Raw genomic sequence first — 12,791 nt, forward strand, 5'->3', positions numbered from 1 at the left:
AGTGCCAGTTTATGGACATATCTTACCACTTATTCATAAACATCGTCAAGTAAGTTTGTGCCGTCCGCCGCAGTTGTTGCCAGCTTATCACAGCGTTCATTTTCCGGATGTCCCGCATGTCCCTTGACCCAGATAAAATGTACCTGATGCTGCGCCTTGGCATCTAAAAGCCGTTTCCACAGATCCACGTTTTTTACTGCTTTTTTCTGGGAATTTTTCCAGTTGTTTTTCAGCCAGCCATCGATCCAGTGATCGTTAAATGCCTTTACCAGATACTGTGAATCGGAATACAGATCCACTTCACAGGGACGGTTCAGCGCTTCCAGTCCGATAATGGCAGCCATCAACTCCATTCTGTTATTGGTAGTCTTTTTATAGCCTGCACTGTATTCACGTTCATGCAGCGTTCCGCTCTGATCGATGTACTGCAGGACCGTTCCGTATCCGCCCGGTCCATCCGGGTTTCCGCGTGCAGCACCGTCTGTATAAATCGTTACTTTCATTTGCTCCATTCTCCCTGTTCTATAAAATCGGATGCCCGCTTTTCGGCTCTTTGTATCAATGCTTCTTCATAACCGAGCATCTGCAGAAGTCTGATCGCATTTCTGCTGGTCGCCCTGCCCTGACAGAGCTGATAAGGGAAGCTGATCTCATTATTTTCGATCCGTTCCTCAAAATGATAATTTTCATATGCATCTTCCAAAAGCTTCGTCAGCTCAATATCATGTGTGGCTGCAAAGCTGAATATATGATCTTCTGTCAGGCTCTTCAAGATCTCTGTCGATGCAGCGATCCGCTCTACCGTATTGGTACCGCGCAGTACCTCATCCACAAAGCACATGACAGGATGCTTCTTTTCCTTTCCCGCATCGATGATACGCTTTAAGGATTTGATCTCCACCATAAAATAGCTGCTGTTTGTTGCCAGATCATCCCGCAGCGCCATGGAGGTATACACGGCATAAAAATCCGTCTGATAACTGTCAGCCGGAACTGTATAGATCGTCTGTGCCAGGATCTGGGAAAGTGCCACTGTCTTTAAGAAGGTAGACTTACCGGATGCATTGGAACCGGTCAGCAGCATCCCCTTTGTAAGCGTTACGGAATTGGCAACCGGATCCTTGATCAGTGGATGATACAGCTTTCTTGCACATAAGCCCTTCTGTCCGAATTCTGGAATTGCGTAATCAGGCAGGCTGCTCCGGTAAGCACCGATCGAGATCATTGCTTCCATATATCCCATGATCTCGATTATCCGGATCATGTCCTGCTTATATTTTTTTGCTTCTCCGAGCATCGTATTAAATTTGATCAGATTGACATGCAGTCCCATCCGCAGATAGTCCATCACCACATCAATCGGATTTCCCGACATACTGTTCTGCTGCATCAGCACAGAAGAAAAGCGGCGGAATTTTTTGAATTTTGCCCGTCCTGCAGTGATCTGCTCCATCCAAGGCTTTAATATCTCGATCGGATGTGTAGAAAACTCCTCCGATACTTTTAAAATACGGATAAAATAAGCAAAGGTCGTGATATACGGATCGATTTCCTTTTTCTGTTTAAAATATGTGACCATATTGATACATAACAGTATACAAAGAGCTAACAGACCATAGCCAGGATTGAAAAAACATAAAAGCACTGCCAGTGCCATCAGTCCCAGCATCAGATAATGTATCCGGTTACTCCCCTGCTCTACATCATCGAGGTAGGCGATATAATCATAAATGGAGTATTTGCCTGTTCTGCCGATTTTGGCAAATAGCATCTGCATCGTCACTCTGTCATCCGGATGCAGCATAAAATACCGGATCAGCTTTTCACGCTCCCTGAGTGTATCCTCATCAAATACCGGGCAGCGCAGTATCGTATAAAGAGATTCTTCTCCTGCTGCAGACAGCGTAAAATCCATGCTCTGAAACACCCTGTCCAGATCCAGATCGTTCCAGGTGATGGCATCGATCGCATCTTCCATCTTTTTATTTTGAAAATGTCCGGCGATCGTTTTCAGCCTGCCTTCCTGGTATTTTTTCGTGGAAGGCTTTCCGTAATTTTCTGTCAGGCTTTTTTTCAGATTGCGCCATAATTTCTTTTCTTCCAGACTGCATCTGATCAGATAGATCACAAATAAGACCAGAAGTGCTGCTGCGAGTATCAGATATTCCATAGTGTCTCCATTTATTCCTGTCTCAGTCTGTCTGCGATTTCGTTAGCCTTTGCATACAGTTTTTCAGGATCTTCCCCGATAAAGAACTTTCCGTCCTCATACAGGATCTTTCCATCGATCATTGTCATCTTTACATTCTGCTTACTGCCGCTGTAAACAATATTTTTTGCAATATTGTTGATCGGCTGCATATTCGGCTGGTGCATATCGATCATGATCAGATCCGCATATTTTCCCGGTGCCAGCACATCGCTGTCCGTCAGTCCCATTGCCTTTGCACCGTTTACCGTTGCCATCTTCAAAACTTCAATGGCATCCGTACTTGCCGCATCCATATCCCGGTATTTGGCAAGTCCCGTTACAAGGAACATTTCCCGGAACATATCCAGACAGTTATTGGAGCCTGCACCGTCTGTTCCGATCGCAACCGGAATACCTTCCTTTAAAAAGCGGCTGACCGGTGCGATACCGCTTGCCAGCTTCAGATTGGAAGCCGGATTTGTCACTGCTGTCAGCTTCTTTTCTTTAAAGATCTCAATGTCCTTATCGTCCATATAAACACAGTGATATCCACCGCCGCCGTAATCAAACAGCCCCAGATCATTTAACAGCTGTGTTGGCGTCATGCCGTATCGTTCTTTACATTCCTCTACCTCACGCTTTGTTTCGGCAAGATGGGTAAAGAACGGTGCCTTATGTCTTTTGACGATCTCAGCGACCTGCATAAGCAGTTCCTTCGGGCAGGTATATTCCGCATGGATGCCCAGCATATAAGAAGAAAGGCTGTTCACCCCATTCAGCTTCAGGAAACGTTCTTCCATGACCTCCGGTGTAGGGCCGAACATGTTCAGTCCGCTGACCTGTACATTACGCATCCCACATTCTGTATAGGCATTGATGATCGTTTCCGGTGTCAAATACATATCAAATACAGCCGTAATACCGCTTGTCAGATATTCCAGTACAGACATTTTTGTCAGCTCGTATACATCTTCCCCCGTCATTTTGGCTTCTACCGGAAAGATCCGTTTTTCCAGCCAGCCCTGCAGCGGCTCATCGTCTGCGATTGAACGGAACAATACCATCGCAGAATGGGCATGGGCATCTTTAAAGCCTGGCATTAACAGATTGCCCTCACAGTCGATTTCCCGATCCCACAGAATTGTCTGCAGCCCGCTCTTTTCATAAACGGTTTCGATTTCTTCATCCGGTCCGACATAGACGATTTTCTGTCCGCTGACCCAGAGTTGTCCTTCTATTACCTGCACAGGTTCTTCCATGGTCAGGATCCTTGCATTATAAAATCTGATATTCATTCTTCTCTGTTTCTCACTTTCCTTGTCATTGTAAATTTGCTCTGCCGAATCCCTCCGGCAAAAGCTCTTTTAAAGTATATACCTTATATTCTGTCTCACTTTTTGCCACGATAATCTCAAAATCAGGCTCACAGAATTCCATCATAACCTGCCTGCAGACACCACATGGCGCTGCATAATCATGCTCGCCTTCTTTGCCGCCCGTGATTGCGATCGCAGCAAAATCCAGTTGCCCTTCGCTAACTGCCTTGAAGATTGCTGTCCGTTCCGCACAGTTACTCGGCCCATACGCTGCATTTTCAATATTACAGCCTCTGTAGATCTGTCCATCCTTTGTCAGAAGTGCAGCCCCGACCTGAAAATGCGAATACGGCGAATAGGAAAAAGTCCGTGCGGTTAACGCCTGTGCAATTAACTGTCTGATTTTTTCTGTTTCTAACATATTACACCTCACCAAACCGGATCACACTCTCCGTTACCAGCTTTTTGAATTTCGGTGCTGCTTCATTTGCCGCTTCCTGTACTTCCTTGTGGGAAAGCGGTACTTTGGAAATACCCGCAGCCGGATTGCAGACACAGGAAATGCCGCATACACGCATGCCAAAGTGAACTGCGGCGATCGCTTCCACAGCAGTGGACATACCGACTGCATCCGCTCCCAGAATACCTGCCATCTTTACCTCAGCAGGTGTTTCATAAGAAGGGCCTGTAAACTGGATATAAACACCCTCCTGCAAGAGGATCTGCTGTTCTTCTGCCACGCTGCGGATCACATCGGAAAGCACCGGATCATATACATGGCTCATATCCGGAAATCTGACGCCCGGCTCCAGATTCGGTCCGATCAGCGGATTCGGTACAAAAGTCGCGATGTGATCTGTGATCAACATCAGATCTCCTGCATGAAATGCCGGATTGATCCCGCCGGATGCATTGGTCAGAAACAGGATCTTCGCGCCCAGAAGCTGCATCAGCCGTGTTGGCAGCACAACATCCGAGATCGGATACCCTTCATAATAATGGACACGTCCTTTCATACAGACAACCGGAACAGATCCGACATAGCCAAAGATAAATTTGCCTGCATGTCCCGGAACTGTCGATACCGGGAAGCCTTCGATCTCCTTGTAGTCGATCTCCGCTTCTACCCTGATGCCATCTGCATAATCCCCCAGACCGGAACCAAGTACGATCGCTACCTGTGGCACAAAATCTGTCTTTTCCCTGACAGAGCAAAGACATTTCTGTAATTTTTCTGATACCTCATTCCTCATAGCCTTCCTCCTGTTCTTCATAAGCCTTTACATATACATAGTTTTCATTATTTCGTTTCATCGTTTCATGGAATAACATGGCACGCAGCAGATCTTCTCCGCCCGTATCCGCCACGATCACATGCATGGAAAGTGCCTGCTCCACATCTGTGATCGTCAGATCATCGAGGAATACTTCTTCTCCTGTCCGCAGCATATTGGATGGGATCAGCAGATAGCTGCCCAGCTCTCTTCCGTTTTCCCGTTCTTCCTGTAATTGTGCGATCAGATCCTGCGCTGTGATCAGCCCGGAAACCGTGATCGTTTCCCCAAAGAAATCATTGCGGATCTGCTTCACATAGATCTGAAGTCCCGGAAATGCCTCCATTGTCTGTGCTGCAATCTTGGAAAGCATCGGTGCTGCCAGTTTTCCCGTCGCGATCGTGATCGTCTGCGAAAGAGACTTCTTCAGCTGCTCATAACCATCTTCCGCAATCTGTCTGTGCAGTGCTTCTTCAAACTCCGTCCATAAAAGGCGCATCATACCAACACCGTTTTCCAGCTGGATATAGCCATCGTAGCGTTCCTCCTCCGGGAAATCACGCTCCGCTAAAATATACCATTCATCACTGGCGTGGATAAAATGCAGTCCGTATTTTTCATAAAAGCCCTGCTGATAACTTTCGATCAGGTCGATGACAGCTCCCGCCTCTTCCTTTGTATACAGATCCAGCTTCGGCAGATCATCACGATACTTTGTTATTCCCGCCGGAACTGCGGAAACGCTGCGCATAAAAGGCAGATATTTACTTAAATCCTCGATCGTACGACGCAGATGCTCCCCGTCATTGATATTCTTACAGCAGACGATCTGTCCGTTCATTTCCACGTGTCCTTCATACAGCTTGTCAATGAACTTCAGCTTGTCCCCTGCGAACCGGTTATGGAGCAGCTTACAGCGCAGCTCCGGTTCCGTAGACTGGACAGAAATATTGATCGGTGCAAGCTGCATCTTGATGATCCTGTCAATGTCCTTTTCCGTCATATTGGTCATCGTGATATAATTGCCCTGTAAGAAAGAAAGACGGGAATCGTCATCCTTAAAATACAGCGTATCACGCATGCCCGGCGGCATCTGGTCGATAAAGCAGAACAGACATTTATTGCTGCAGCTTTTGTACTCACTCATCAGGTCATTTTCAAATTCCAGCCCCAGATCATCATCATAGTCTTTTTCTATTTCAAGCTCCCATTCCTCGCCATAGGGCTTGCGGATCAGTACAACCACATATTCATCTTTGATCATATAGCGGTAATCAAAGACATCCTCGATCGGTTCGTCATTGATGGAAAGCAGTACATCTCCTGGCTCGATCTCCATTTCTTCGGCAATAGAGCCCGGCTGTACTTTACTGATTATATGTTCACATTTGTTTTTCTTCATTCTGACTGTCTTTCATATTGCTTATTTTCCTGTTGCAGATATTAACTGCTATGCGCTGATTATAACAAGAAACAGGGTATGATTCAAGTGTGAGGCACTTCCTTCATACCCTGCGCATCCCGTGTTAAATAATAATACAAACCAGTCCGCCATTTGTGTCATTGACGATCTTCTGCATGCTGTCCTGTAATTTCAGCTGGCTTTCTTCTCCAATCATAGCAATTTTGGTCGTGATACCGTCCTGTACCATCTGCTCGACCGTTTTGCCGAAAATATTCGTATCCCAGATACCGTCGGATGCTTCATTCTGCCCGATATACCCGATCAAGTCTTCTGCCTGCTCCTTTGTCCCGACGATCGGTGCGATCTCCGTTTCGATATTTGCCCGGATCATATGGATCGATGGGCTCTTTGCCTTGATCTTGACACCATATTTGCTGCCATGATGGATGACCTCCGGTGCTTCCAGCTCAATCTCGCTGCGTTCCGGTGTTACCACACCATATCCCTTCTGTCTTACCTGATCGATCGCCTGCAATACTTTCTTATATTCCTTCTGCATCTTAGAAGTTTCTTCGAGATAATCCAAAAGCTCGTATTCGCTTTCTACCGGCTGTCCGAGCAAGTCACTCAGCATTTCATAATAGTAGCTTTCATCAATATCCAGATAGCATTTGACACTGCCATCTGCCAGATTGATCCCATCCATCCTCGTCTTCTTCACATAAGTGTCGGAAAGCATGATCGGATGCTCCATGATATCCCGCATGTAGGAATAAGCCGGCATAAACTGGCGGATCTCCTGCAGCACACTTTCTTTCAGCGGATGCTCTGCAGGCAGCATTTCCACCCACTTTGGCATATAAAACTCCATCGAGCTGATTGGAAATTCCAGCAGGATATTTTCCATGATCCGGTCGATATCCTCTTTTTTGAGTTGTGCGCAGTTAACCGGAAGAACCGTTACCTGATACTTTAAGGACAATGCCTCTGCATACTGCTTTGTTTCTTCCGCAAGCGGTCTTTCGCTGTTTAACAATACCAGAAACGGCTTGTGAAGCTCTGAAAGCTGTTTCAGTGTTTTTTCCAGCGCCGGTTCATAATTTGCCGGCGGGATATCGGAAAAGCTGCCGTCCGTCGTGATCACGATCCCGATCGTGGAATGATCATGAATGACCTTATATGTACCAAGCTCCGCCGCCTGTGTAAACGGGATCTCATAGTCATACCACGGCGTTTTTACCATACGCTCCGCATCTTCTTCCATATGACCGACCGCACCCTCCACCATATAACCGACACAGTCGATCAGCCTTGTTTTTACCGTCACATCGCCGATCATGATCTGCGCTGCCTCACTTGGGATAAACTTTGGCTCTGTCGTGGTGATCGTCTTACCGGTTCCGCTCTGCGGCAGTTCATCCACCGCCTGTTTTTTACTGTATTCCTCTGTCATATGCGGCAGAACGCACACATCCATAAATCGTTTGATAAAGGTGGATTTTCCGGTTCTGACCGGTCCGACCACACCAATATAGATTTCTCCGTTTGTTCTTGCCTGCATATCTTTGTATACATCAAATTCCGAATTTTCTGTTTTCATATTCTCTGCCCCCGCTTTTGTTTGTATCATGTATATGGGGGCAGGTTCCAAAATATGAATGGATTTCTGAAAATAAACCTGATCAGTTACAGTTCATTTATCGTAGCTGTGATCGCCATGTTTCTCATACGTTTCGCCGGAGCGTGAATAGCCGCAGCGGAGGAAGCAAAGATGATCAGAAGAATCAGGATGATTTCTGCTACGGGGATATGCCATATCTCGCCAAAGTACGGGGTAATAAACGCTTCAAATATCATCTTATTCAGAAGCAGACCCAGTATACATCCGATTATGCAGCCTGAGATCGCATAGGTAAAAACCTCCGCCACGATCATCCTTGTAAGCTGCCGCCCATCCATTCCGACAGCACGCATCGCTCCATACTGCTTTGTTCTTGCTGACACGCTCATGGATGTACTGTTAATGATATTCAGCGCAGCCATTAAGACAATGATCGCAAGGAATGCATAGACAACGAATCGAAAAGCCCAAAATTCCGCTTTATTTTCTTTGTTGGTATCACAGTAATCGGCCAGACTGTTCGCTTCGCCCATTATATTTCGTATGGATGCAGCAATTCTGTCTTTATCTGCGTTATTTGCAATCTTGACATTCAACAGCGCATAGCCGGATCCGCCTATCAGCCGCTCAAAAGTTTCCTCGGTACAGATCAGCGTAATATCATCTTCAAACAGTCCTTCCGATACAATCCCCGCGATTTCCAGTTCGCTTCCGTTGACTTGTACTTTATCGCCAACCTCCAACGGATTTCTGGCATCGTAAATCGTTAATACATAATCGGAATCCCCGGATAGCTTTGAGACATCTCCGCTTACTTTGTTTTCCCCGGCGCATTGAAGCATATACTCCTCATAGGAAACCAGCGTGATTTTACTTACATCTTTGTCCGTAACAGCAGGAACATCAATCGCCGCCATGTTCCCATAGACAGTATCTATACCGTCTATTTTGCGCAACTGTACCGCAAGGTTTTTATCTACGGAATTTGTTTCATCGTCGCTTGTAATAGTGAAATCCGGCGCCCAGGACCTTGTAGACGGCATAAGGATCTTTGCAAAGTCAAGGCCTGCGGAAAATCCGAAAAACAGGATAATACTAAGCGCAAAGGAACCTGTCATAAGAATCAGATTTTTCCTTGCAGATATGGCGTGGTTCATACCAAGGGCTACCTCAATTTTGAAAAAACTGCCTAGCCTCATACGACAGCTTTTTGCGGTGTTTTGTGCATTCCCGGATACCACTGTTGCCGGAGATACTTTAGCGGCGCGTTTTGCGGGAGAATGCGCTGCAAGGAGCACAGTCAAAATACCCACCACTATGCCAAGCACAATTCCCGATATGCTGACATAAAAAAGCGGAATTTCCGTAAGTTCTCCCTGAATCCCATATTTCAGCCAGAAGCATAGCCCCCATGTTGTTACAATACCAAGCGCAACACCGATTGGGATTGCGGTTTTACACCAGTTCAGGGCTTCCAGCCGTACATAGCGGATCACTTGCTGTTTACTCATTCCAATGCAGCGCATCATGCCAAAAAACTGTGTCCGCTGGGCAACATTGCTGTTCATGCTGCTTGAGATCATAAAAACGCCGGCCAGCACGATCAGTACAAACACAATAGCGGCAAGTGGATAAAGTGCTCGTGCATAGCCGTTGCTGCTATATCCTGTAATTGCAAGGAGCGCGGTGTTTTCGTCTACCGCTTCGTCTACCAGTCCGTAGTCCCTTTTGATCTCATTGATGCGTTTGGTTGTTCCTCTGTCAGAGGAAAAGCGGACATAATAAACAGGTGATTCCTCTATGCCGTTTATGGAACAGATTTCAGATAATGCAGTCCTGTTCATATATACTGTAAAGGCGTCGTATATCTTATTGAACTCTGCATCATGTGAACCAAATCCGGAAATCGTGTATTCCATATTGCCGGATGGCGTCGTTAAGGTAATACGGTCTCCGATATTGACCCCAAGCGTATTTTTTGCGTTCATGGTTATCATAATTTCTGTATCGCTTTGAGGATAAGTACCTTCTTCCAGACAGTCCCATATATCCGTGATCCAGGATTCATCAACTCCGTACAGGGCGGCTTTTTGATCGCCGATATAATACGCCCCGTCAGCATTCTGGTTGATCGTCACGCACCGTGATACTGTTTTGACATCAGAGCGTGCGCTTATCTGCGCCGCAATATCTTCTGATACATTTTGGAGGGAGATATGCCAATATCCATGATTGCTGATCACATTTGTTTTTTCCATATCGATAATCGCCCCTACCATGCTGAATACCGTTGTCACAAGAAACACAGCGATCACAATGCACATAAGGGTCATACGGTTTTGCCGCCTACGCACTTTTGCCGAAATCGGGATCAGGCTTAAATAGCTTTTCATTCGTGGCACCTCCCCAGATCAGTAAGCTGTCCGTCCGATACGGACAATACGCGATCGGCTGATTGTGCTATACTGCGGTTGTGTGTGATCATGACGATCGTCTGCTCATATTTTCCGGAAGCTTCTTTCAGCAGTGCAATGACTTCCCTGCTGTTCTGAGAATCCAGATTTCCGGTCGGTTCATCTGCCAGAATCAGTGACGGTCTTGTAATGAGTGCTCTTCCGATCGCCACTCTCTGCTGTTGTCCGCCGGAAAGCTGGCTTGGCAGATGATTCCGCCTCTTTTCCAGATTCAGCACTGTAAGCAGTTCCTCCAGATATTGCCGATCCGGTTTCCGATAATCCAGCAAAAGTGGAAACAAGATATTCTGTTCCACGGTAAGTTCGGGGATCAGGTTAAACGCCTGAAAGATAAATCCGATATTTCTGCGCCGGAATATCGTCAGGTTCTGCTCCTTCATGGCAAAAATATCTTTTCCGTCGATCATGACCTTTCCGGAAGTCGGCACATCAAGTGCGCCGATCATATTCAGAAGCGTACTTTTGCCGGAGCCCGATTCCCCGACGATCGCTACATACTCTCCCTTCGGAACCGAAAAGCTGACATTTTTCAGTGCATTTACAGCGGCTTCTCCACTGCCATAGGTTTTACAGATATTTTGAACCTCTAATAAATTCATTGTGCAAACACCTCTTTCTTCCTGTTTTTCTATACAGGTTATCCCTGTGTCTGAAAGAATAGCATGTGAAGATTACTGCAAGATTACAAAAATCCTACAATTTTGTAGGAATCAGAAAATAAAGCGTAAAGACAGCACCTCTTCCCGGTTCACTGTCCACTTCGATCGTTCCGTTATGCGCCTCGACGATCGCCTTTGCCAGCGGCAGACCAAGTCCGATCCCCTGCGTATCCTTGGAAAAACGACTGCGGTAAAAGCGTTTGAAAATATGATGCAGATCCTCCGGATGGATTCCACAGCCATTGTCTGCCACAACGATCTGTACAGCACTCGCCATGCATTTCCAACTGATCGTGATCCGATCACCTTCCTTTGTATGATCCAGTGCATTTTTCACCAGATTTCCAACCGCTTCCAAAATCCAGTCCCTGTCACAGAAAAATGTATCTGTATCATTACCGGACAAAAGCAGCGTTTTCTTTTCCTGCTCTGCCCGGTAGGCAAATTGCAGCCTGATATCCTGCATCATATCTGCGATCTGTTCCGTTGCTTTCTCCAGTATGATCGAGCCTGCATCCAGTCTTGTCATTTTCAGCAGGTTCTGCACCAGTGTCTCGATCCGGTCAAGCTCCTGTTCCGACAGAGAGGCAAATTCCTTGATCTGGGATTCTTCCTCCGCTTCCTCCTGTAAAAGTCCATTATAAATATTCAAAGCGGCAAGCGGCGTTTTTAACTGATGTGAAATATCGGATATGGTATTTTTCAAAAACACCTTTTCTCGTATTTCTTTTGTGGCATGTGCATTTAAAACCGCTGCGAGTGAATTGATCCCATGAAACAGCTTGTACAGTTCCCCCTCCTCATCACAGTCGATCCGTGCGGTCGTATCACCATCCAGATAAGCGCGGATCTGTGCCTGTGCCTGCTCCAGCTTTCGGTTCTGCCTTGTAAAATAGCAAATGCTGACCATATCGGTCAATGCCGCACCTGCCAAAACAAGCAGGAAGATCCAGGCAGAAAGCCTGTGACAGTCTATCCAGAACATTCCCTCTGCACCTATAAAAAACACGATCCAAATGCCTGTCACGGCAAAAAAGAACCTTTTTATCTCTTTATCTACAAATAATTTCATACGCGCCCTCAATCCAGTACGTTCCATTTATACCCCATACGTCTGACCGTTAACAACATCTGCGGTTCTCCCGGATCATCCTCGATCTTCATACGGAGCCGCCGCATATATACCGTCAGCGTACTGTTATCGATATAGTTGCCATCGCAATCCCATAGCTTTTCCAGAATCTGTTCTTTCGTCAGTACCACATTCGGATTTTGCATAAAAAAGCACAACAGCTTGTACTCTGCTGCGGTCAGGTCCAGTAGCTGTCCGTTTTTAAAGGCCTGTCCCTGCAAAAGCTGCAGGTGAATGCCATTTGATGTGATCTCGGTAGCAACACCGCCAAAATCCTTTGCCCGTCTTAAAAGTGCATGGATCCGTGACAGCAGAACGCCCAGCTTAAACGGCTTTGTCATATAGTCATCGCCGCCCATATCCAATCCCATGATGATATCCATTTCCTCATCTGAGGCAGTCAGAAAAAGGATCGGTACTTTGGAAGTCTGTCTGACTTTTTTACAAAAATCAAATCCTGTACCGTCCGGCAAGGATACATCCAGGATCAGCAGATCATAGCTTCCCATATTCCATGCCTGTTCTGCTTCCTTCTGTGTCCTGGCAACCTCCAATATATAGCCCTGCTTCTGCAAAGCAAAGGTCAGTCCTGTAATCAGGCTGATGTCATCTTCAACCAGTAATAATTTACTCATATGTTTTCCTTTATATAAAAAGTCCCGAAAACATTACATTCCCGGGACTTTTCTTCCTATATGCTTTTCAGCTTTCGCTTACTG

Annotated in this window: 11 protein-coding genes; all 11 read right to left on the bottom strand. The window is 46.2% G+C overall.

Features of this window, described 5'->3' with window-relative positions:
• Nucleotides 1–29: 29 nt before the first annotated feature.
• Entirely contained in the window at nucleotides 30–503 is a 474-nt protein-coding gene (gene rnhA, locus KQI22_RS01035) for a ribonuclease HI (RefSeq protein ID WP_216550222.1), read from the bottom strand.
• The gene (locus KQI22_RS01040) at nucleotides 500–2,170 is read right to left on the bottom strand and encodes a MutS-related protein (protein WP_216550223.1); all 1,671 of its coding nucleotides are present in this window, start codon (nucleotides 2,168–2,170) and stop codon (nucleotides 500–502) included. The genes rnhA and KQI22_RS01040 overlap by 4 nt, the downstream gene beginning before the upstream one ends.
• Nucleotides 2,171–2,181: 11 nt before the next feature.
• Complete coding sequence (locus tag KQI22_RS01045) at nucleotides 2,182–3,486, bottom strand: amidohydrolase family protein (protein ID WP_216550224.1); 1,305 nt, start codon at nucleotides 3,484–3,486, stop codon at nucleotides 2,182–2,184.
• A gap of 25 nt (nucleotides 3,487–3,511) precedes the next feature.
• The gene (gene cdd / locus KQI22_RS01050) at nucleotides 3,512–3,928 is read right to left on the bottom strand and encodes a cytidine deaminase (protein ID WP_216550225.1); all 417 of its coding nucleotides are present in this window, start codon (nucleotides 3,926–3,928) and stop codon (nucleotides 3,512–3,514) included.
• A gap of 1 nt (nucleotide 3,929) precedes the next feature.
• On the bottom strand, nucleotides 3,930–4,760 hold the full coding sequence (locus tag KQI22_RS01055) for a purine-nucleoside phosphorylase (protein ID WP_216550226.1): 831 nt from the start codon (nucleotides 4,758–4,760) through the stop codon (nucleotides 3,930–3,932).
• Entirely contained in the window at nucleotides 4,750–6,183 is a 1,434-nt protein-coding gene (locus KQI22_RS01060) for a DUF512 domain-containing protein (RefSeq protein WP_216550227.1), read from the bottom strand. The genes KQI22_RS01055 and KQI22_RS01060 overlap by 11 nt, the downstream gene beginning before the upstream one ends.
• Nucleotides 6,184–6,307: 124 nt before the next feature.
• Nucleotides 6,308–7,786, bottom strand: a complete 1,479-nt coding sequence (gene spoIVA / locus KQI22_RS01065; protein WP_216550228.1) for a stage IV sporulation protein A — start codon at nucleotides 7,784–7,786, stop codon at nucleotides 6,308–6,310.
• 86 nt (nucleotides 7,787–7,872) lie between these two features.
• On the bottom strand, nucleotides 7,873–10,200 hold the full coding sequence (locus KQI22_RS01070) for an ABC transporter permease (RefSeq protein ID WP_216550229.1): 2,328 nt from the start codon (nucleotides 10,198–10,200) through the stop codon (nucleotides 7,873–7,875).
• Nucleotides 10,197–10,880 carry an ABC transporter ATP-binding protein gene (locus tag KQI22_RS01075; protein ID WP_216550230.1) on the bottom strand — a complete coding sequence of 228 codons (684 nt, stop codon included), beginning with the start codon at nucleotides 10,878–10,880 and terminating at the stop codon, nucleotides 10,197–10,199. Before KQI22_RS01075 ends, KQI22_RS01070 begins: the two co-directional genes overlap by 4 nt.
• 94 nt (nucleotides 10,881–10,974) lie before the next feature.
• Nucleotides 10,975–12,012, bottom strand: coding sequence for a sensor histidine kinase (locus KQI22_RS01080; RefSeq protein ID WP_216550231.1), 1,038 nt, complete (start codon nucleotides 12,010–12,012; stop codon nucleotides 10,975–10,977).
• An 8-nt stretch (nucleotides 12,013–12,020) separates the two neighbouring features.
• The gene (locus tag KQI22_RS01085; RefSeq protein WP_216550232.1) at nucleotides 12,021–12,707 is read right to left on the bottom strand and encodes a response regulator transcription factor; all 687 of its coding nucleotides are present in this window, start codon (nucleotides 12,705–12,707) and stop codon (nucleotides 12,021–12,023) included.
• Nucleotides 12,708–12,791 lie beyond the last annotated feature (84 nt).

Source organism: Kineothrix sp. MSJ-39, assembly GCF_018917935.1.
Lineage (GTDB): Bacteria > Bacillota > Clostridia > Lachnospirales > Lachnospiraceae > CAG-194.